This is a genomic window from Pseudomonas sp. 4CAES_32.4 (assembly GCF_058136335.1).
Map to the genome: position 1 here is coordinate 5,636,006 of NZ_CM176882.1, position 21,068 is coordinate 5,657,073.

Sequence of the window (21,068 nt, forward strand, 5' to 3'; positions counted from 1 at the left end):
GCTTCGTTTAAGGCCTTTTGCATGTCCGATTCCCGTTACCAGGTCGATGTCAGTGTCGTTACCCGCTATCTGGCAGACCAATCGCAACCCGAGCACGACCGCTTCGCCTTCGCCTACACCATCACCGTGCAGAACAATGGCGAGCAGCCCGCGCGCCTGATGTCGCGGCATTGGGTGATCACCGATGGCGACGGCCACGTCGAAGAGGTGCGCGGCGCCGGGGTGGTCGGTCAGCAACCACTGATCGACGCCGGCCAGAGCCACACCTACAGCAGCGGCACAGTGATGACCACCAAGGTCGGCACCATGCAGGGCACCTACGAAATGGTCGCCACCGATGGCAAACACTTCGACGCCGTCATCAAACCTTTCCGCCTCGCCGTACCCGGAGCCTTGCACTGATGACGACGTACGCCGTCGGCGACCTGCAGGGCTGCCTCGAACCGCTGAAATGCCTGCTCAAGCAAGTGGCCTTCGACCCCAAGCTCGATCGCCTGTGGCTGGTCGGTGATCTGGTCAACCGAGGCCCGCAATCACTGGAAACCCTGCGTTTTCTGTATGGCATGCGCGAGTCGCTGGTCTGCGTGCTCGGCAACCATGACCTGCACCTGCTGGCAGCGGCAAAAAACATCGAGCGCCTGAAAAAGTCGGACACCTTGCGTGAGATTCTCGAGGCACCGGATAGCGCCGGGTTGCTTGAGTGGGTACGCCAGCAAAAGCTGATGCATTACGACGAGACTCGCAATGTCGCCATGGTGCATGCCGGCATTCCGCCGCAATGGTCGCTGAACCGCGCGTTGAAGTGCGCCGCCGAAGTCGAATCTGCCCTGCGCGACGACAATCTGTTCCCCGCTTACCTCGACGGCATGTACGGCAACGATCCGGCGAAATGGGACAACGATCTCAAAGGTGTGACCCGCCTGCGCGTCATCACCAACTACTTCACGCGCATGCGTTTCTGCACCGCCGAGGGCAAGCTCGACCTCAAGAGCAAGGAAGGCCTCGATACCGCACCAGCCGGTTACAAACCCTGGTTCCAGCACAAGGAACGCAAGACCAAAGGCCTGCGCATCATCTTTGGCCACTGGGCGGCACTCGAAGGCAATATCCACGAGCCGGGCATTTCCGCGCTGGACACCGGTTGTGTCTGGGGCGGCAGCCTGACCCTGATGAACGTCGACAGCGGCGAACGCCTGTCGTGCAAATGCGACGAACACGGCGGACTCGCCCCGAGCGTCGCGCCACTTATCCCCGAAACTTCGCCAGTCAGCGCGCCGCGTTAGACTGAGCTTTCAGCCGAGCAACAGGAACCCGCCATGAGCGAATTCAAACGAATCCCCCCGGAGCAGGCTCAGACCTTGCGCGAGCAAGGCGCCGTCGTGGTCGACGTGCGCGACCCTGCAACTTTTGCCGCCCTGCACATCAGCGGCTCGAAGCATCTGGACAATCATTCGCTGCACGCTTTCATTCAAGGCGCAGACCTCGATGCACCGACCGTGGTCGTCTGCTACCACGGCAATTCCAGTCAGGGCGCTGCGGCCTACCTGATCAGCCAGGGTTTTTCCGACGTCTACAGCATGGACGGCGGCTTCGAACTGTGGCGTACGACTTATCCTGCAGAAACCGCGCAGGGCACCGCCGAATAATTTTTTTGTCACGCGCAGGCCCCGGCTGCCGTGGGCCTGCGCAGGCAGACGAACGGTCTTGCCACAACTAATTACGTATCTCGCCTTTACCTCCTGAATTCCCAACTATCCTTAAGCCCAGGCCATCCAAAACAGGGGAGAGCCGGTACACCGGCGCACGGGTCATCGGGAGTGACTTTCGCGATTGTCGATCGTGAAAGTGTTCTGGGGGGTAAACAAACAGCTGCCAAAACGGTTGTTTGCCAGCATCGACTGAGTGATCCGGCGTCGGCTCCACGTATCGAGCGAGGTGACGTCATGAGTATCTTTAGCCACTTCCAACAACGCTTCGAGTCCACACGCCAGGAAGAACTCTCGCTGCAAGAGTACCTGGAGCTGTGCAAGAAAGACCGTAGCGCCTACGTTTCCGCCGCTGAGCGTCTATTGCTGGCGATCGGCGAACCGGAACTGCTCGACACCTCGACCAACTCGAGGCTGTCACGCATCTTCTCCAATAAGGTGATCCGTCGCTATCCGGCCTTTGAAGACTTCCACGGGATGGAAGAATGCATCGACCAGATCGTCTCGTATTTCCGTCACGCCGCCCAAGGCCTGGAAGAGAAGAAACAGATCCTCTATCTCCTCGGCCCCGTCGGTGGCGGTAAATCGTCCTTGGCCGAGAAGCTGAAACAGCTGATCGAGAAAGTGCCCTTCTACGCGATAAAGGGCTCGCCTGTATTCGAGTCGCCGCTGGGTCTGTTCAACGCCACCGAAGATGGCGCGATCCTCGAAGAAGACTTCGGTATCCCACGGCGCTACCTGAACACCATCATGTCGCCATGGGCGACCAAACGCCTGGCCGAATTCGGCGGCGACATCAGCCAGTTCCGCGTGGTCAAACTGTACCCGTCGATCCTTAATCAGATCGCCGTGGCCAAGACTGAACCGGGTGACGAAAACAACCAGGACATCTCGGCGCTGGTCGGTAAGGTCGACATCCGCAAACTCGAGGAATACCCACAGAACGACGCCGACGCTTACAGCTACTCCGGTGCGCTGTGCCGGGCCAACCAGGGCCTGATGGAATTCGTCGAAATGTTCAAGGCACCGATCAAGGTGCTGCACCCATTGCTGACCGCCACTCAGGAAGGTAACTACAACAGTACCGAAGGTCTTGGCGCGATTCCGTTCACCGGGATCCTGCTCGCTCACTCCAACGAATCGGAGTGGCACACCTTCCGCAACAACAAGAACAACGAAGCGTTCATCGATCGGATCTACATCGTCAAAGTGCCGTATTGCCTGCGCGTCAGCGACGAAGTGAAGATCTACGACAAACTGCTGTTCAACAGCTCCCTGGCCAAAGCGCACTGCGCGCCAGACACCCTGAAGATGCTCGCGCAGTTCACTGTGCTGTCGCGCCTCAAGGAGCCGGAAAACTCCAACATCTATTCGAAGATGCGCGTCTACGATGGCGAAAACCTCAAGGACACTGATCCGAAAGCCAAGTCGATTCAGGAATACCGCGACTCGGCAGGCGTCGACGAAGGCATGAACGGTCTGTCGACCCGCTTCGCGTTCAAGATCCTGTCCAAGGTTTTCAACTTCGATCCGCATGAAATCGCCGCCAACCCGGTGCACCTGCTCTATGTCCTGGAACAGCAGATCGAACAGGAACAATTCCAGGCCGAAACCCGCGAGCGCTATCTGCGTTACCTGAAGGAATACCTGGCACCGCGTTATATCGAATTCATCGGCAAGGAGATACAGACCGCCTACCTCGAGTCTTACAGCGAATACGGCCAGAACATCTTCGACCGCTACGTGCTGTACGCGGACTTCTGGATTCAGGATCAGGAATACCGCGATCCGGAAACCGGCGAGATCCTCAACCGTGTCGCGTTGAACGAAGAACTGGAGAAAATCGAGAAACCGGCCGGCATCAGCAATCCGAAGGATTTCCGCAACGAGATCGTCAACTTCGTGCTGCGCGCCAGGGCCAACAACAACGGCAAGAACCCGACCTGGCTCAGCTACGAGAAACTGCGCGTGGTCATCGAGAAGAAAATGTTCTCGAACACCGAAGATCTGCTGCCCGTCATCAGCTTCAACGCCAAGGCCAGCAAGGAGGACCAACAGAAGCACAACGACTTCGTCACTCGAATGGTCGAACGCGGCTACACCGACAAACAGGTACGGCTTCTTTCCGAATGGTACCTACGGGTACGGAAGTCGCAGTGAAGCAGCTGCAAGCTTCTAGCTCCAAGCTGCAAGAACAAAGCGCGTAACCCAGTGATGCCCGGGAAACTGCTTTTACTTGCAGCTTGAAGCTCACAACTTGAAGCTGCCCGGAGGGCTTCCTATGAGTTATGTGATCGACCGACGTCTGAATGGCAAGAACAAGAGCACGGTAAACCGCCAGCGCTTTCTGCGGCGTTACCGTGACCACATCAAGAAGGCCGTCGAAGAGGCGGTCAGCCGGCGCTCCATTACCGATATGGAGCACGGCGAACAGATCAGTATTCCCGGTCGCGACATCGACGAACCGGTGCTTCACCACGGGCGCGGCGGCAAGCAGACCGTGGTTCATCCCGGCAACAAGGAATTCACCGCCGGAGAACACATTGCCCGACCACCGGGCGGTGGCGGCGGGCGCGGACCGGGCAAGGCCGGCAACTCCGGCGAGGGCATGGATGAGTTCGTCTTCCAGATCACTCAGGAAGAATTCCTCGAATTCATGTTCGAAGACCTCGAACTGCCCAATCTGGTCAAACGCAACCTGAGCGGCACCGACACCTTCAAAACCGTGCGCGCGGGGATCAGTAACGAAGGCAACCCGTCGCGGATCAATATCATCCGCACCTTGCGCTCAGCGCATGCACGGCGCATTGCCCTGTCCGGCAGCAGCCGCGCGAAACTGCGCGAAGTCAAAGAAGAACTTGAGCGACTGAGACGCGAAGAGCCAGACAACTTCGGCGATATTCAGGAACTCGAGGCGGAAGTCGAAAAACTCAGCGCGCGAATCCATCGAGTGCCGTTTCTCGACACCTTCGACCTGAAATACAACTTGCTGATCAAACAGCCGAACCCAAGCTCGAAAGCCGTGATGTTTTGCCTGATGGACGTCTCCGGCTCGATGACCCAGGCGACCAAGGACATCGCCAAACGCTTTTTCATCCTGTTGTACCTGTTCCTGAAACGGAACTACGACAAGATCGACGTAGTGTTCATCCGCCACCACACCAGCGCCCGGGAAGTCGACGAGGAAGAATTTTTCTACTCGCGGGAAACCGGCGGCACCATCGTCTCCAGCGCGTTGAAATTGATGCAGGAGATCATGGCCGAGCGTTATCCGAGCAACGAGTGGAACATCTATGCGGCTCAGGCTTCCGACGGTGACAACTGGAACGACGACTCGCCGATCTGCCGCGACATTCTGATCAACCAGATCATGCCGTTTGTGCAGTACTACACTTACGTGGAGATCACCCCGCGCGAACATCAGGCCTTGTGGTACGAGTACGAACGCATCGCCGAAGCCTTTTCTGACACTTTTGCCCAGCAGCAACTGGTCTCGGCCGGGGATATCTATCCGGTCTTCCGTGAACTCTTCCAGCGCAGGTTAGTGACATGACCGCCAAAGAGCAGAAGCGCCAACCCATTTCCACCGGCTCCGAATGGACATTCGAGCTGATCCAGACCTACGACCGCGAAATTGCCCGTATCGCGGCCGGCTATGCGCTGGACACCTATCCCAATCAGATCGAAGTGATCACCGCCGAGCAGATGATGGACGCGTATGCCTCGGTGGGCATGCCGCTGGGTTATCACCACTGGTCCTACGGCAAACACTTCCTCAGCACCGAAAAATCCTACAGTCGCGGGCAGATGGGCCTGGCCTACGAGATCGTGATCAACTCCGACCCGTGCATCGCCTACCTGATGGAAGAAAACACCATCTGCATGCAGGCGCTGGTCGTGGCGCACGCCTGCTATGGCCACAACAGTTTCTTCAAAGGCAATTACCTGTTCCGCACCTGGACGGATGCCAGTTCGATCATCGATTACCTGGTGTTTGCCAAGCAGTACATCATGCAGTGCGAGGAACGCCACGGCATCGATGCGGTGGAAGACTTGCTCGACTCCTGCCATGCACTGATGAACTACGGCGTCGACCGCTACAAGCGTCCGTACCCGATTTCCGCCGAAGAGGAACGCCGGCGGCAGAAGGATCGCGAAGAACACCTGCAGAAGCAGATCAATGATCTGTGGCGCACCATTCCCAAAGGCGCGGACAAATACAGCGACAAGGACAACGCACGTTTCCCGGCCGAGCCGCAGGAAAACATTCTCTACTTCATCGAGAAGCACGCGCCGTTGCTGGAGCCTTGGCAGCGCGAGATCGTGCGCATCGTGCGCAAGATCGCCCAGTACTTTTATCCACAGCGTCAGACCCAGGTGATGAACGAGGGTTGGGCGACGTTCTGGCACTACACGCTGATGAACGACCTGTACGACGAGGGCTTGGTCACCGACGGCTTCATGATGGAGTTCCTGACGTCGCACACCAGCGTGGTGTTTCAGCCAGGTTTCGACAGCCCCTATTACAGCGGCATCAATCCCTATGCACTGGGCTTCGCCATGTACCGTGACATTCGGCGCATGTGTGAAGAACCAACTGAAGAGGATCGCCACTGGTTCCCGGAAATCGCCGGGACCGACTGGCTGTCGACCATCAAGTTCGCCATGAGCAGCTTCAAGGACGAGAGTTTCATCCTCCAGTACCTGTCACCTAAAGTGATTCGTGACCTGAAACTGTTCAGCATCATGGACGACGATCAGAAGGACGATTTGCTGGTGCCGGCGATCCATGACGAACCCGGTTACCGGATCATCCGCGAAACCCTGGCCGCGCAATACAACCTTGGCAACCGCGAACCGAACGTGCAGATCTACAGCATCGATCGACGCGGCGACCGCTCGTTGACCCTGCGCCATCAGCAACATGACCGTAAACCGTTGGGCGACTCCACCGAGGAAGTACTCAAACACCTGCATCGCTTGTGGGGCTTCGACATTCACCTGGAAACCCTGCAGGGCGACCAGATCATGAAAACCCATCACGTTCCGCCACGCAGTGAACACAGCGAAGGGGATTACGGTCGACTGGACCTCGCCGTCATTCATCTTTGAAACGGTTCTGGCCTCCGAAAGTCCGACGCAACGGTTATCCTGTCGGGCTAACGGAGGTTTTTTATGCAGATTTTCAAGGTTGGCGGTGCGGTTCGTGATCGCCTGCTAGGCAAACCGGTCACTGATATCGACTGGGTCGTGGTCGGTGCTACTGCCGAGGAAATGCTCGAGAAGGGTTACCGCCCGGTTGGCGCGGACTTCCCTGTTTTTTTGCACCCGAAAAGTGGCGAGGAATATGCCCTCGCCCGCACTGAACGCAAAAGCGGTCGCGGCTATGGCGGCTTTACCTTTCACGCCAGCCCCGAAGTCACGCTTGAAGAAGATCTGATCCGTCGCGACCTGACCATCAATGCCATGGCCGAGGACGACCAGCAGAATCTGACCGACCCCTACCACGGCCAACGCGATCTGGAAGCCCGGATTCTGCGTCACGTTTCCCCGGCGTTCGCCGAAGATCCCCTGCGCGTACTGCGCGTTGCCCGCTTTGCTGCCCGCTATGCCGGGCTCGGTTTTACCGTTGCGCCGGAGACGCTGGAGCTGATGCGTCAGCTCAGCGAATCCGGTGAGCTGGAGGCGTTGACCGCTGAGCGCAGCTGGAAAGAAATCTCCCGTGCACTGCTGGAAGATCAGCCGCAGGTATTCATTCAGGTGCTTCGCGATTGTGGCGCACTGAAAGTGTTGATGCCGGAAGTGGATGCGCTGTTCGGCGTGCCGCAACCCGAGGCGCATCACCCGGAAATCGACACCGGCCTGCACACCCTCAGCGTGCTGGAGCAATCAGCGCTGCACAAACAACCGCTGACCGTACGCTGGGCCTGCCTGCTGCATGACCTCGGTAAAGGGCTGACCCCGGAAGAAGAGTGGCCACGGCATATCGCCCATGAGCACACCGGACTGAAGCTGATCAAAGCGGTCAACGAACGCTTCAAGGCACCCAAAGATTGCCAGGAATTGGCCTTGCTCGTTGGCAAGTACCACACCCACGGGCACCGTGCCCTGGAGTTGAAGGCTTCGACGTTGCTGGAGTTGCTGCAGAGCTTCGATGTGTACCGCCGCCCGCAGCGCTTTGAAGAGTTTATCGCTGCTTGCGAAATGGATGCGCGGGGCCGTAAAGGGCTGGAGCAGAGAAGTTATCCACAAGCGGATTACTTGCGCGGTGCGGCGAAGGCAGCGCGAGAAGTCGCGGTGCAGCCGTTGCTGGAGAAGGGATTCAAGGGGCTAGAGTTGGGTGAGGCGCTGAAGCGTGAGCGACTCAAGGCGTTGAAAGTGTATAAAGAGAACGTTTGAAGCAAGATCAAAAGATCGCAGCCTTCGGCAGCTCCTACATGGGAATACGCGTTTCTCTGTAGGAGCTGCCGAAGGCTGCGATCTTTTGCTTTTAAAGATCCGAAGACGTGAGCTGCTGCCCGCGCCACTCAAACCCAACCGGCGCCAACACCTGCTCAATCTGCGCCTCTGCCCACAACGTTGCGAAGCTTTTTCCCACACCCGGATGCACGCGATCCGGCGCAATCAGCGACAACGGCCACAACACAAAGGCATTTTTCAGAATTTCTGCACGCGGCAACACCAGTCCGTCGAAATTGCCTGCCAGATCGCCATACAACAACACGTCGATATCCAGAGGCAGGCCTTTGCGATCCGGGGCATAGCGACCGTTATCCGCCTCAATAAACTTCAAGCGACGATCCAGTTCGATCAACGGCAGGTCGGTATACGCCGACACCACAAAGTTGAAGAACGGCCCGCTCTTGATCCCCACCGGCTGACTTTCGAACACCGCCGAACAGCGGATATCCACCAGAAACGTTGCCAATGCATCGAGACCTGCGCGCAAGTGGGTTTCGCGCTCGATATTGCTACCGAGCCCGAGATAGACCTGAGTCAGCGACATCCGCGCTCGATCTCCACACCCACGCCGCCCTTCGCAGCCGGCACTGCGCCTGGCTTGGTCAGTTTCAGGCGTATCCACGTGATCTTGAATTCGCTCATCAGCACTTCGACCAGACGCTCGGCGAAGGTCTCGACCAGTTGAAACTGCGCCTGTTCGGCAAACGCCTGAATTCGCGTGGAAACACTGGCGTAATCGAGCGCCAGGGTCAGATCGTCACCGGCGGCGGCCGGGCGATTGTCCCAGGCGAAGCTCAGATCAAGGCGCAGGCACTGTCGGATGCCGCGCTCCCAGTCGTAGGCACCAATCACGGTGTCGACTTCCAGGCCCTCGATAAACACTCTGTCCAAGCACTTCTCTCCGCTGCACGACAAGGGCGCAATGCGCCGTTAGAATCAGGGCGTCCTCGCCCGGAATAGTTAGCATGTTTTGGTTACTGGCGACTCTCGCCTACCTGCTCGGCTCGCTGTCCTTCGCCATTTTGCTCAGCCGCCTGACCGGAAATCCGGACCCGCGAATGAGTGGCTCGGGCAATGCCGGCGCCACCAACATGCTGCGCCTGGCCGGTCGCAAACTGGCGATTCTGACCTTGCTGGGTGATCTGTGCAAAGGCCTGGTGCCGGTGCTGATAGCCTCGGCGGCAGGCCTTTCGCTGCAGGATCAGGCCTGGATCGGCGTGTGCGCCGTGATCGGTCACCTGTTCCCGCTGTATTTCCGCTTTCGTGGCGGCAAAGGCGTCGCCACCGCAGCCGGCATGCTGCTGGGTCTGTATCCGCCCGCCGCACTATTGGCTATTTGTGCCTGGCTGCTGACGTTCTACCTGACCCGCACCAGCTCACTGGCGGCGCTGATCGCCACGCCCCTGACCCTGCCATTGCTGGCCTGGCAAGAACCGGAGGCGCTGTTACCGATGAGCGCGCTGACATTGCTGATCGTCTGGCGCCACCGCGGCAATCTACGCGACCTGCTTGCCGGGCGCGAACGGCATTTTTAAATGCCCGATTATTACAGCGCTGACAATTGCTCCATTGGCCAGCGCGCCTGCACGCTGATCGCCAGACTTTCCTGCTGACCGGCCTGCAAACGCTGGCAACCGGCAAACGCGATCATCGCGCCGTTGTCGGTGCAGAACTCCGGACGCGCATAAAACACATCGCCCTTCATGTCGCCGAGCATCTTCTCCAGCGAAACCCGCAGGGCCTTGTTGGCACTGACGCCGCCAGCGATCACCAGACGCTTCATGCCGGCCTGCTTCAGGGCACGCTTGCACTTGATGGTCAAAGTCTCCACCACGGCCTGCTGGAACGCCAGCGCGATGTCGCAACGGGCTTGCTCGTTGTCGTCCCCGGCGCTGACGCACTGCTGCCAGGCGTTGAGAGCAGAGGTTTTCAGACCACTGAAGCTGAATTGCAGACCCGGACGATCACACATCGGACGCGGAAAGGTGAAACGTCCTGCGACGCCCTTCTCTGCCAGCTTGGCGATTTCCGGGCCGCCCGGATAATTGAGGCCCATCATCTTCGCGGTTTTGTCGAACGCTTCGCCGGCGGCATCATCGAGTGTCTCGCCGAGCAAGGTGTATTGGCCGATGCCATCGACCTGAACCAGCTGCGTATGACCACCCGAGACCAACAAAGCGACGAACGGGAATTCCGGCGGTGTTGGCTCCAGCATCGGCGCGAGCAAATGGCCTTCCATGTGGTGCACGCCAAGCGCCGGAATGCCCCAGGCAAACGCCAGCGCCTGAGCACAGGAAGCACCGACCAGCAACGCGCCAACCAGTCCAGGACCCGCGGTATAGGCGATTGCATCGATCTCGGTGGGCACACAGTCAGCCTCGGCCAACACCTGACGAATCAAGGGCAGCATGCGTTTGACGTGGTCACGCGAGGCGAGCTCCGGCACCACGCCACCATAGGCGCGGTGCAGGTCGATCTGGCTGAACAGCGCGTCGGCCAGCAGACCGCGTTCGCTGTCATATAATGCGACACCGGTTTCGTCGCAGGAGGTTTCTAATCCCAGTACTAGCATGGGTTTGCGCCTTGTTTAGGCTGAATTCGAAGGCGCGCATTCTAGTCGCCGCGTGATGCCCCGACCAGCGGTTTTCGATCAGAGGCTTTGCATTCCGAGCGATGAGGGGTTAACATCCGCAACCCTTAAAAACCGACGTCTTCAAGTGCTCTTTGCCTGCGAGGATGTTGACCCCGGTAATGAATGAAGGTAGCTCTGGATGCCAGCCGTCAAAGTTAAAGAGAACGAACCCTTCGACGTAGCTCTGCGTCGTTTCAAGCGCTCCTGCGAAAAAGCCGGTGTACTGGCTGAAGTTCGTAGCCGCGAATTTTACGAGAAGCCAACTTCTGAGCGTAAGCGCAAAGCAGCAGCCGCTGTTAAGCGTCACGCCAAGAAAGTTCAGCGCGAACAGCGCCGCGCCGTTCGTCTGTACTAATACACAGACGTTCGTAGCAAGCTTCTTGCCTAAGCCCGGCTCTCAGCCGGGCTAATGGCATTTGCGTAAAACGCTTGATGCTTCACCGTCGAAGCCGCACACGCGACCGAGACAAATCTGCTTTACGCGTCAGACCTGGCTCTTTTGCCAGCGGTGCACGTCTTTTCTGACGAGCCTTTCAAGGCTACTGACGAGCACACCCACTGATTCCTCTCACGACGATCAGCCCAAGGCACCTGCATGCGTGCCCGCTTTATTGAGCTATCCGAGGCCCTCAACCGGCCGTCAGCGGATTCAGCGCAACACTTTCAAATAGTCGAAGACTGATGAGTACTAACGTCAGTGGATTTTCGGCAGATACACTTCCCGACAGCGATAACGCAGACGACACCGGTCGAGCCGCACTTTTTGCGTGCTTCCTACAATGACCCGCGTCCGCCAGCCTTTCGCATCGGACTTATTGCAGCGCAGACGACGAGAATGCCATGGCCGGGCTGATTCCCCAGAGCTTCATTGACGACCTGCTGAACCGCACCGACATCGTCGACGTGGTCAGTTCGCGCGTGCAATTGAAGAAGGCCGGCAAGAACTACACCGCCTGTTGCCCGTTTCACAAAGAGAAAACCCCGTCTTTCAGCGTCAGCCCCGACAAGCAGTTCTACTACTGCTTCGGCTGCGGCGCCGGCGGCAATGCCCTCGGCTTTCTCATGGATCACGACAACCTGGATTTTCCCCAGGCCGTCGAGGATCTGGCGAAAGCCGCCGGCATGGAAATTCCTCGCGAAGAAAGTGGCCGCCCGCACAAACCGCGCCAGCCGACTGATTCGCCGCTGTATCCGTTGCTCACCGCTGCCGCCGACTTTTACCGGCAAGCCCTCAAGAGCCATCCATCGCGCAAAGCTGCAGTGGATTACCTCAAGGGCCGCGGCCTGACCGGCGAGATCGCCCGGGATTTTGGCCTCGGCTTCGCACCGCCGGGCTGGGACAACCTGTTCAAGCACTTGAGCAGCGACACCCTTCAGCAGAAGGCCATGATCGACGCTGGTCTGCTGATCGAGAACGCCGAAACCGGCAAACGCTATGACCGCTTCCGCGATCGCGTGATGTTCCCGATCCGTGACACCCGCGGGCGTATCATCGCCTTCGGCGGTCGCGTACTGGGCGACGACAAGCCGAAATACCTGAACTCCCCGGAAACGCCGGTATTCCATAAAGGCCAGGAACTCTACGGCCTCTATGAAGCGCGCAAGAACAACCGCAACCTCGACGAAATCATCGTCGTCGAAGGTTATATGGACGTCATCGCCCTCGCCCAGCAAGGCTTGAAGAATGCCGTCGCGACATTGGGCACCGCGACCAGCGAAGAACACTTGAAGCGCCTGTTCCGCGTGGTGCCGAACGTATTGTTCTGCTTCGACGGCGATCAGGCCGGTCGCAATGCCGCTTGGCGCGCATTGGAAGCAACTCTTTCAAGTCTGCAGGACGGACGCCGTGCACGCTTCCTGTTTCTGCCCGAAGGCGAAGACCCGGACACTTTGGTACGCGCTGAAGGCACTGACGCCTTCAAAGCCCGCATCAATCAGCACGCTCAACCGCTGGCCGATTATTTCTTCCAGCAACTAACAGAAGAATCCGACCCGCGCTCGCTTGAGGGCAAGGCGCACATGGCCACCCTCGCAGCACCGTTGATCGACAAGGTGCCGGGCGCCAACCTGCGCATCCTGATGCGTCAGCGCTTGACCGAAATCACCGGCCTGAGCAGTGAAACCGTCAGTCAGCTGGCGCAAAGTGCGCCGCAGGAAGCGCCGCCCGCCTACGATCCGGGCATCGATTACGACGCAATGCGGGACTACAGCGACTACCATCAGCCGCAGGCACAGGACATGTATGTGCCGCAGCAGGAGTGGACGCCGAAGAAACCCGGCGCCGGCGGCAAGAAATGGGACAAGAAGCCCTGGGACAAAAACGGCCAGCGTGGCGGTGATCGGGAGCAACAGCGCCCACGCACGCCGATTGGCGTCGAATCGCCGACCCTGACCGCCCTGCGCACATTGCTGCATCACCCGCAATTGGCCGAGCGCGTCGAGGACGCCGGGCACATTGCCGACGAAAATCAGACCAATGCCCAGCTGCTTGTGGCACTGCTCGAAGCCGTACAGAAGAATCCCAAGCTAAACTCATTTCAGTTGATCGCGCGATGGCACGGCACTGAACAGGGTCGCTTGCTCAAGGCACTGGCAGAAAAGGAATGGCTGATTGACGGAGAAAACCTTGAACAACAGTTTTTCGACACCATTACTAGCTTGTCAGCCCGCCAACGCGAGCGAAATCTTGAACAGTTACTCAGGAAAGCCCGTCAGAGCGAACTGAGTATTGAAGAGAAAAATCAACTGCGCGACCTTCTAAGTCGCAATGTTTCCGCATCAAACCCGACCTCAACTGGCGCGTGAGGTCATAGCTCAGGTATAATCCTCGGCTTGTTTTTTGCCCGCCAAGACCTTCAGTGGATAGGGTGTTATGTCCGGAAAAGCGCAACAGCAGTCTCGTATTATTGAGTTGATCAAACTGGGTCGTGAGCAGAAGTATCTGACTTACGCCGAGGTCAACGACCACCTGCCCGAGGATATTTCAGATCCTGAGCAGGTGGAAGACATCATCCGCATGATTAACGACATGGGGATCCCCGTACACGAGAGTGCTCCGGATGCGGACGCCCTTATGTTGGCCGACGCCGATACCGATGAGGCCGCTGCGGAAGAAGCAGCCGCTGCGTTGGCAGCGGTGGAGACCGATATCGGTCGCACCACTGACCCGGTGCGCATGTACATGCGTGAAATGGGTACGGTCGAGCTTCTGACTCGTGAAGGCGAAATCGAAATCGCCAAGCGGATCGAAGAGGGCATCCGTGAAGTGATGAGCGCCATCGCGCACTTCCCTGGCACGGTTGACCACATTCTCTCCGAGTACACCCGCGTCACCACCGAAGGTGGTCGCCTGTCCGACGTCCTGAGCGGTTATATCGACCCGGACGACGGCATCGCGCCGCCTGCGGCAGAAGTGCCGCCGCCGATCGATCCGAAAGCGGCGAAAGCCGACGACGAAACCGACGACGATGACGCCGAATCTTCCGATGACGAAGAAGAAGCCGAAAGCGGTCCGGATCCGGTCATCGCTGCCCAGCGCTTCGGCGCCGTGGCTGATCAGATGGAAGTCACCCGCAAGGCCCTGAAAAAGCACGGTCGCAGCAACAAGGCAGCGATTGCCGAGTTGCTCGCACTGGCCGAGCTGTTCATGCCGATCAAACTGGTTCCGAAGCAATTCGAAGGCCTGGTCGAGCGTGTTCGCGGTGCCCTGGATCGTCTGCGTCAGCAAGAGCGCGCGATCATGCAACTGTGCGTCCGTGATGCACGTATGCCACGGGCCGATTTCCTGCGTCAGTTCCCGGGCAATGAAGTCGACGAAAGCTGGTCCGACGCCCTGGCCAAAGGCAAGAGCAAGTACGCCGAAGCCATCGGTCGCGTACAACCGGACATCCTCCGTTGCCAGCAGAAACTGATCGCGCTGGAAACCGAGACCGGTCTGACCATCGCTGAAATCAAGGACATCAACCGTCGCATGTCGATCGGTGAGGCCAAGGCCCGCCGCGCGAAGAAAGAGATGGTTGAAGCCAACTTGCGTCTGGTGATCTCGATCGCCAAGAAGTACACCAACCGCGGCCTGCAATTCCTCGATCTGATCCAGGAAGGCAACATCGGTCTGATGAAAGCGGTGGACAAGTTCGAATACCGTCGTGGTTACAAGTTCTCGACTTATGCCACCTGGTGGATCCGTCAGGCGATCACTCGCTCGATCGCCGACCAGGCCCGCACCATCCGTATTCCGGTGCACATGATCGAGACGATCAACAAGCTCAACCGTATTTCCCGGCAGATGTTGCAGGAAATGGGTCGCGAACCGACCCCGGAAGAGCTGGGCGAACGCATGGAAATGCCTGAGGACAAGATCCGCAAGGTATTGAAGATCGCTAAAGAGCCGATCTCCATGGAAACGCCGATCGGTGATGACGAAGACTCCCATCTGGGTGACTTCATCGAAGACTCGACCATGCAGTCGCCAATCGATGTCGCCACTGTTGAGAGCCTGAAAGAAGCGACTCGCGAAGTGCTGTCCGGCCTCACTGCCCGTGAAGCCAAAGTACTGCGCATGCGTTTCGGTATCGACATGAACACCGACCACACACTCGAAGAAGTGGGCAAACAGTTTGACGTAACGCGTGAGCGGATCCGTCAGATCGAAGCCAAGGCGTTGCGCAAGCTGCGCCACCCGACGCGAAGCGAGCATCTGCGCTCCTTCCTCGACGAGTGATACCAGAACCCCCGGCCCAGGCCGGGGGTTTTGTTTTTATGGCAGATTAAATTCCCCGCACCACCCTCCCCGCTGCTTACCCCGTCTACACTCGAAACAATCATCCCCGAGCCATAACGAGAGCGTTATGCCCAGATTGGCGTCCGTGCTTTTTTTGCTGTCACTGATGATCTGGACCGCTACGGCTAACGCGCTGACTCTGACCGATGAAGAACGTAGCTGGCTGGCGGCTCACCCGGACTTGCGCCTGGGTGTCGACGCGTCGTGGCCGCCGTTCGAGTACCGCGACGATCAGAATCGCTATCAAGGATTGGCGGCCGACTACATCGACGTCATCCGCCAGCGTCTGGCAATCAAATTGACGCCGATCGAACCCGTGAGCTGGACTGTGGTGCTGGAGCAGGTCAAAACCGGCAAGATCGACCTGTTGCCCGGGATCATGTCCACCCCGGAGCGCCAGAGTTACCTGTCATTCACCCGCCCTTATCTCGACTTCCCGATCGTCATCCTTGCCCACGTCGGTGGCGCGCAACCGCGCAAACTGGATGATCTCTACGGCCTGAAGATTGCCGTGGTGGAAAACTACGCGCCCCACGAACTGCTGCGCACTCATCACCCCGATCTCAATCTGGTGGCCATGCCCAATGTCAGCTCGGCGTTGCAAGCCTTGGCGACCGATGAAGTGGACGCCGTGGTTGGCGACCTCGCCTCCAGCGTCTGGAGCCTGCGCCAGCTCAAGCTCGATGGCTTATACGTGAGCGGCGAAACCCCATATCGCTATCAACTGGCAATGGCTGTGCCCCGCGACAACAAGGTTCTGGTGGGGATTCTCGACAAAGTCCTCGCTGACATGAGCCCGGATGAGATCAGCAGTATTCAGGAACACTGGGTCGGCAACGTCCTCGATCACCGGACATTCTGGTCAGACTTACTGATCTATGGGCTGCCGGGCCTTTTATTGCTGGTCACCATCCTGGCCGTGGTGATCCGCATCAACCGCCGCCTGAGTTCGGAAATCGCCCGTCGCATCGACCTCGAACAGGAACTGCGCAGCAGCGAATATCACTACCGCGGCCTGGTGGAAAGTCTGTCTGCCATCGCCTGGGAAGCGCGCATGAGCGACTTCACCTACAGCTATGTGTCGCCCCACGCCGAAGACCTGCTCGGTTATCCACAATCCCATTGGCTGATTCCAGGCTTCTGGCACAACATCATTCATCCGGCGGATCTGACCCGCACGCAGAGTTATTGCAAAGAAGCGCTGCGCGAGGGCCGCGATCACATTGTCGATTATCGCGTTATCACCGCCGATGGCCGCTGCCTGTGGGTGCGCGACATCGTCAGCCTGATCGAACATGGCCACGAGCCGGTGATGCGCGGTCTGATGATCGATATCAGTGAAATCAAGCGCACCGAAGAAGCCCTGCGGCTGTCGGAGCAGAAGTTTGCTTCGGTATTTCAGCAATGCCCGGACATTCTGGTCATCGCGCGGCTGTCTGACGGCTGTTTGCTGGAGGTCAACGAAGCCTTTGAAGAGCAGATTGGCCTGAGAGCCGAAGAAGTCATTGGTCAAACCGCCACTAACCTGAATATCTGGGGCATTCCCGGTGTCGGCCCCGGGCTGTTGCAGCGTTTGCAGGCCGGCAGCATTCGTAACCTGGAAATGCCCTTTCGCCGCAACAACGGCCAGTTGTTCACCGGCCTGATTTCCGCCGAGCCATTCGACCTCGACACCACGCCCGCATTGGTGGTCGTGGTGCGCGACATCACCCAGCTCAAGGAAACCCAACAACAGCTGCAAACCTCCGAGGAAAAATTCGCCAAGGCCTTCCACGCCTCGCCGGACGGTTTATTGCTGTCGCGCCAGAGCGATGGTTTGCTGCTGGAGGTCAACGAAGGCTTCAGCCGCATCACCGGTTTCAACAGTGCAATGTCGGTGGATCGCTCGGCGCTGGATCTGGGTATCTGGGTCAACCTCAACGAGCGCAAACAGATGCTTGATCTGCTGCACCGTGACGGTTTCGTCCGCGACTTCACCTGCCATATCCGTCGCAGCGACGGGCAGATTCGCCTCTGTGAAGTCTCCAGCCGTCCGCTGCCGATCGGCGAAGAAGACTGCATGCTGACCATCGCCCGCGATATCACCGAACGGCATCTGATGCAGGAAAAACTGCAACAAGCCGCGACCGTTTTCGAAAGCACTGCCGAAGGCGTGTTGATCACCGACACTCAGCAGCACATCAGCGCGGTCAACCGTGCCTTTACCGAAATCACCGGCTACAGCGAAAGCGAAGCCCTCGGCCATACACCGCGCCTGCTCGCGTCCGGCCTGCACGACAGCGCTTTTTATGCGGCGATGTGGCACCAGTTGACCGACGAAGGCCACTGGCAGGGCGAGATCTCCAATCGGCGCAAGAACGGCGAGCTGTACCCGAGCTGGCTGACCATCAGCGCCGTACGCAACCGCGACAAGTTCATCACCCATTTCGTCGCAGTGTTTGCCGACATTTCCAGCCTCAAGCACGCGCAGGCCAAGCTCGATTATCAAGCTCACCACGACCCGCTGACCGGCCTGCCCAATCGCACATTGTTCGAAAGCCGTTTGCTCACTGCACTCAACAATCAGCAGGAAAACGGTGGCCAGGGCGCCGTGCTGTTCCTCGATCTCGACCGTTTCAAACACATCAACGACAGCCTCGGCCATCCGGTCGGTGACCTGCTGCTCAAAGGCATCGCGGTACGCTTGAAAGAACAGCTACGTGACATCGACACGGTGGCCCGACTGGGCGGCGATGAATTCATCATCCTGCTGCCCGGCCTGCAACAGGCCAGTGATGCCGACAACATTGCCAGCAAACTGCTCAATTGCTTCGGGGCACCGTTCCAGGCCGGCGAGCATGAGTTTTTCATCAGCGCCAGCATCGGCACCAGCCTCTACCCGCGTGATGGCTGTGACGTCGCCACGCTGGTGAAGAATGCCGACGCGGCGATGTACCGCTCCAAGGCCAAGGGCCGCAACCGCGTCGAGAGCTACACCCGCGACCTCACCGCCCAAGCCAGCGAACGTGTGGCGCTGGAGCACGAACTGCGTCGGGCCATCGAGCGCGATGAATTGTTTCTCTACTACCAGCCAAAAATCAGTCTGGAGGACCACAGCCTGGTCGGTGCCGAAGCATTGATCCGCTGGCGCCACCCGACCTTTGGCGACGTGCCGCCAGAGCACTTCATTCCGCTGGCCGAAGAGAACGGCATGATCCTGCAGATCGGCGACTGGGTGCTGGAGACCGCTTGCCGGCAGATGTTTGAGTGGAATCAGGTTTACGACAGCCTAGGCCCGCTCTCGGTGAACCTCGCCGGTGCGCAACTGCGCCAGCCCAATCTGCTCGGACGCATCGAACAACTGCTCAAGGACAACCGTCTCCAACCGGATTTACTGCAACTGGAAATTACCGAGAATTTCATCATGAGTCAGGCCGAAGAGGCGCTGGCCGTGCTGCACCAACTCAAACACCTCGGCGTGCAGCTGGCGATCGACGACTTCGGCACCGGCTATTCCTCACTCAGTTACCTCAAGCGTCTGCCGCTGGATATCCTCAAAATCGACCAGTCTTTCGTCCGCGGACTGCCCGACGACCCCCATGATGCAGCGATTGTCCGCGCCATCATTGCCCTCGGCCGGAGCATGCAATTCACCGTAATTGCCGAAGGCGTGGAGACTCAGGCACAACAACAGTTTCTCGCTGCCGAAGGCTGTGAACAGATCCAGGGCTACATCGTCAGCCTGCCGCTGCCACCGGAAGAATTCGCCGCAACGTTTCTGCGTGTAACCGTATCGGATTTTTCGGATAGCACAGCCGAGAAACCGTCGCTATAATCCGCGACCTACTGAGGGCCTATAGCTCAGTTGGTTAGAGCAGAGGACTCATAATCCTTTGGTCCACGGTTCAAGTCCGTGTGGGCCCACCAAATTGAAAGCCGCGCTAAATGCGCGGCTTTTTCTTGGGCGATGGTTTAGGTATCGATGTCTTGGCGAGCGCAATGTCCGCAAGGCTTCCCCGAAGGGGGTGGGCAAGTTCCGAAGCGCGTTTCGAGGAATACAGCCGCAAGATCTGTAGGAACATTCTGAACTCATGTTTTCTCCACTTCTCCCGCCTTGTTGACCGTTTCTACCGACGAGTAATCTCCGGACGCCACCGCCCGTCCAGGATTGTTTTTATGCTCGTGAATGCTGCGTCACTGATAAAGGAAGCAGCCGACCAGCCAACCTGGATCGACTTTGCTTTACCTGATCTGAGAATGTTATCGAGGGAGCTTCGCTCAGCCGCAATCGAAGAAGTCAAAAGGGCTGACGACGCCGACGGCGCCCTCAAAATCCTCTTGGATCACTTGGGGTTCGTCGACGAGTCAGTACTGGCCGTCACTATCCTCACACCTATCGGAAACGTTGCAGTCATGAGAGACAAACTGGCTCACATAGTCGAGAAACGTCCAGACTCCCGAGAGCGCTATGTTCGACATGCAATCGATACGCTCACGGGACCTTTCGAAGTATGGAAAGTCCTTTACGATAATGGCGGCTTCCGAATGGCATTCATCAACGCCTATGCGGCAAAGAACGACATGCTTGTGGTGGTCGATATGCGTAACGGGCATGTCCTCTGGAACTTCATGCACGCTCCGGCAAGAGCGATGAACAAGCACCGCCAAGGCGAGCTTTTATACAAGAGGTACATTCTTGAAGACAAAGAAAAGGGCAGCCATTCGGCTGCCCTTGATGTTTGAATCCTGATATTTGCATCCTCAGGAAATGGGATGAAGAGGTCTCACCTTACACCGATGTTGCAGCATCGCTGAGGTACCTACATCCGCTAATGCCCTGCAAGGCAGCAGATTTCGCGCTCTTGCTGGCATTCTTGATAAATAGGCCAGGCAAGTCAAATCAAATATGCGATGTATTGTTTCAGCTCAACGATAGCGTCGACACTTGGGTGAACCGTTCAAACATCGCCTGTAAGCGCGCTGCTAACAGTGTCTGTAATATGCGCAACTCACCGCCCCCACACACCATGGAGCCAGCCCTTGCCAGACACCCGCCCGCCCGCGCTCGATGAAATCGATCGTCAGCTAATCGCCGCCCTGCAGATCAACGCTCGCGAAAGCGTGGCCATGCTTGCCCGGCAATTGGGCATTGCCCGCACTACGGTGACCTCGCGGCTGGCGCGGCTGGAAAAAGCCAAAGTGATCACCGGCTATGGCGTGCGTTTGGGTCAGCGGGTGGTCGATGGCGGCTTGCAGGCCTACGTCGGGATCAAGGTGCAGCCGCGCTCCGGCAAAGAGGTGGTACGCCGATTGGGTGCGATGGCGCAGGTGCAGCAGTTGTGTGCAGTGAGTGGCGAGTTTGATTATGTGGCGTGGTTGCGTACGGATTCGCCGGAGCAGCTGGATCAGTTGCTGGATCAGATCGGCAGCGTGGATGGGGTGGAGAAGACCACCACTTCGATCATTTTGAGTAGCAAGATTGATCGGGGGCAGCCGGTTTGAACTGTGT

17 protein-coding genes and 1 tRNA gene are annotated in these 21,068 nt (G+C 58.2%); 15 read left to right on the forward strand and 3 right to left on the reverse strand.

Going from position 1 to position 21,068, the window contains the following annotated elements; all coding sequences use genetic code 11:
- The first annotated feature begins 21 nt into the window (after positions 1-21).
- From apaG to AC3Y64_RS25505, 7 genes are all read left to right on the forward strand, one after another.
- On the forward strand, positions 22-402 hold the full coding sequence (gene apaG / locus AC3Y64_RS25475) for a Co2+/Mg2+ efflux protein ApaG (protein WP_150730241.1): 381 nt from the start codon (positions 22-24) through the stop codon (positions 400-402).
- On the forward strand, positions 402-1,283 hold the full coding sequence (locus tag AC3Y64_RS25480; protein WP_489985641.1) for a symmetrical bis(5'-nucleosyl)-tetraphosphatase: 882 nt from the start codon (positions 402-404) through the stop codon (positions 1,281-1,283). Before apaG ends, AC3Y64_RS25480 begins: the two co-directional genes overlap by 1 nt.
- Positions 1,284-1,316: 33 nt before the next feature.
- A complete protein-coding gene (glpE, locus tag AC3Y64_RS25485; RefSeq protein ID WP_283438574.1) occupies positions 1,317-1,646 on the forward strand; it encodes a thiosulfate sulfurtransferase GlpE in 330 nt (109 codons plus the stop codon).
- Between the two features lie 297 nt (positions 1,647-1,943).
- Positions 1,944-3,866 (forward strand): PrkA family serine protein kinase, encoded by a 1,923-nt coding sequence (locus AC3Y64_RS25490; protein ID WP_007910115.1) that lies wholly within the window; start codon positions 1,944-1,946, stop codon positions 3,864-3,866.
- Between the two features lie 121 nt (positions 3,867-3,987).
- Positions 3,988-5,259 carry a YeaH/YhbH family protein gene (locus AC3Y64_RS25495; protein WP_158953247.1) on the forward strand — a complete coding sequence of 424 codons (1,272 nt, stop codon included), beginning with the start codon at positions 3,988-3,990 and terminating at the stop codon, positions 5,257-5,259.
- A complete protein-coding gene (locus AC3Y64_RS25500; protein WP_064119266.1) occupies positions 5,256-6,818 on the forward strand; it encodes a SpoVR family protein in 1,563 nt (520 codons plus the stop codon). Before AC3Y64_RS25495 ends, AC3Y64_RS25500 begins: the two co-directional genes overlap by 4 nt.
- 63 nt (positions 6,819-6,881) lie before the next feature.
- Complete coding sequence (locus AC3Y64_RS25505) at positions 6,882-8,105, forward strand: multifunctional CCA addition/repair protein (RefSeq protein ID WP_489985642.1); 1,224 nt, start codon at positions 6,882-6,884, stop codon at positions 8,103-8,105.
- A 91-nt stretch (positions 8,106-8,196) separates the two neighbouring features.
- Here AC3Y64_RS25505 and folK read toward each other — a convergent pair whose 3' ends face one another.
- Both folK and folB read right to left on the reverse strand, forming a co-directional pair.
- Positions 8,197-8,712: a 2-amino-4-hydroxy-6-hydroxymethyldihydropteridine diphosphokinase gene (gene folK, locus AC3Y64_RS25510; RefSeq protein WP_489985643.1), complete on the reverse strand. Its 516-nt coding sequence runs from the start codon at positions 8,710-8,712 to the stop codon at positions 8,197-8,199.
- Positions 8,703-9,059 carry a dihydroneopterin aldolase gene (gene folB, locus AC3Y64_RS25515; RefSeq protein ID WP_489985644.1) on the reverse strand — a complete coding sequence of 119 codons (357 nt, stop codon included), beginning with the start codon at positions 9,057-9,059 and terminating at the stop codon, positions 8,703-8,705. Before folB ends, folK begins: the two co-directional genes overlap by 10 nt.
- Before the next feature lie 74 nt (positions 9,060-9,133).
- Between folB and plsY the strand changes: the two genes are divergently transcribed.
- Positions 9,134-9,703, forward strand: a complete 570-nt coding sequence (gene plsY / locus AC3Y64_RS25520) for a glycerol-3-phosphate 1-O-acyltransferase PlsY (protein ID WP_489985645.1) — start codon at positions 9,134-9,136, stop codon at positions 9,701-9,703.
- An 11-nt stretch (positions 9,704-9,714) separates the two neighbouring features.
- Here the strand turns inward: plsY and tsaD are convergent, their stop codons facing one another.
- Complete coding sequence (tsaD, locus tag AC3Y64_RS25525) at positions 9,715-10,740, reverse strand: tRNA (adenosine(37)-N6)-threonylcarbamoyltransferase complex transferase subunit TsaD (protein WP_489985646.1); 1,026 nt, start codon at positions 10,738-10,740, stop codon at positions 9,715-9,717.
- A gap of 199 nt (positions 10,741-10,939) precedes the next feature.
- Here tsaD and rpsU point away from each other — a divergent pair, with 199 nt between their 5' ends.
- From rpsU to AC3Y64_RS25560, 7 genes are all read left to right on the forward strand, one after another.
- Positions 10,940-11,155, forward strand: coding sequence for a 30S ribosomal protein S21 (rpsU, locus tag AC3Y64_RS25530; protein ID WP_002551877.1), 216 nt, complete (start codon positions 10,940-10,942; stop codon positions 11,153-11,155).
- Positions 11,156-11,640: 485 nt separating this feature from the next.
- Positions 11,641-13,605, forward strand: coding sequence for a DNA primase (dnaG, locus tag AC3Y64_RS25535; RefSeq protein WP_489985647.1), 1,965 nt, complete (start codon positions 11,641-11,643; stop codon positions 13,603-13,605).
- A gap of 67 nt (positions 13,606-13,672) precedes the next feature.
- Entirely contained in the window at positions 13,673-15,520 is a 1,848-nt protein-coding gene (gene rpoD, locus AC3Y64_RS25540) for an RNA polymerase sigma factor RpoD (RefSeq protein ID WP_489985648.1), read from the forward strand.
- A 127-nt stretch (positions 15,521-15,647) separates the two neighbouring features.
- The gene (locus AC3Y64_RS25545) at positions 15,648-19,394 is read left to right on the forward strand and encodes a bifunctional diguanylate cyclase/phosphodiesterase (RefSeq protein WP_489985649.1); all 3,747 of its coding nucleotides are present in this window, start codon (positions 15,648-15,650) and stop codon (positions 19,392-19,394) included.
- Between the two features lie 15 nt (positions 19,395-19,409).
- A tRNA-Ile gene (locus AC3Y64_RS25550) sits at positions 19,410-19,486 on the forward strand.
- Between the two features lie 249 nt (positions 19,487-19,735).
- Positions 19,736-20,302, forward strand: a complete 567-nt coding sequence (locus AC3Y64_RS25555) for a PBECR2 nuclease fold domain-containing protein (protein WP_489985650.1) — start codon at positions 19,736-19,738, stop codon at positions 20,300-20,302.
- Positions 20,303-20,599: 297 nt separating this feature from the next.
- On the forward strand, positions 20,600-21,061 hold the full coding sequence (locus AC3Y64_RS25560) for an Lrp/AsnC family transcriptional regulator (RefSeq protein WP_158953225.1): 462 nt from the start codon (positions 20,600-20,602) through the stop codon (positions 21,059-21,061).
- Positions 21,062-21,068: the final 7 nt, after the last annotated feature.

Coding starts and splice junctions, on each gene's coding strand:
- apaG (WP_150730241.1), top strand. CDS start 22: ATGTCCGATTCCCGTTACCAGGTCGATGTCAGTGTCGTTACCCGCTAT.
- AC3Y64_RS25480 (WP_489985641.1), top strand. CDS start 402: ATGACGACGTACGCCGTCGGCGACCTGCAGGGCTGCCTCGAACCGCTG.
- glpE (WP_283438574.1), top strand. CDS start 1,317: ATGAGCGAATTCAAACGAATCCCCCCGGAGCAGGCTCAGACCTTGCGC.
- AC3Y64_RS25490 (WP_007910115.1), top strand. CDS start 1,944: ATGAGTATCTTTAGCCACTTCCAACAACGCTTCGAGTCCACACGCCAG.
- AC3Y64_RS25495 (WP_158953247.1), top strand. CDS start 3,988: ATGAGTTATGTGATCGACCGACGTCTGAATGGCAAGAACAAGAGCACG.
- AC3Y64_RS25500 (WP_064119266.1), top strand. CDS start 5,256: ATGACCGCCAAAGAGCAGAAGCGCCAACCCATTTCCACCGGCTCCGAA.
- AC3Y64_RS25505 (WP_489985642.1), top strand. CDS start 6,882: ATGCAGATTTTCAAGGTTGGCGGTGCGGTTCGTGATCGCCTGCTAGGC.
- folK (WP_489985643.1), bottom strand. CDS start 8,712: ATGTCGCTGACTCAGGTCTATCTCGGGCTCGGTAGCAATATCGAGCGC.
- plsY (WP_489985645.1), top strand. CDS start 9,134: ATGTTTTGGTTACTGGCGACTCTCGCCTACCTGCTCGGCTCGCTGTCC.
- tsaD (WP_489985646.1), bottom strand. CDS start 10,740: ATGCTAGTACTGGGATTAGAAACCTCCTGCGACGAAACCGGTGTCGCA.
- rpsU (WP_002551877.1), top strand. CDS start 10,940: ATGCCAGCCGTCAAAGTTAAAGAGAACGAACCCTTCGACGTAGCTCTG.
- dnaG (WP_489985647.1), top strand. CDS start 11,641: ATGGCCGGGCTGATTCCCCAGAGCTTCATTGACGACCTGCTGAACCGC.
- rpoD (WP_489985648.1), top strand. CDS start 13,673: ATGTCCGGAAAAGCGCAACAGCAGTCTCGTATTATTGAGTTGATCAAA.
- AC3Y64_RS25545 (WP_489985649.1), top strand. CDS start 15,648: ATGCCCAGATTGGCGTCCGTGCTTTTTTTGCTGTCACTGATGATCTGG.
- AC3Y64_RS25555 (WP_489985650.1), top strand. CDS start 19,736: ATGCTCGTGAATGCTGCGTCACTGATAAAGGAAGCAGCCGACCAGCCA.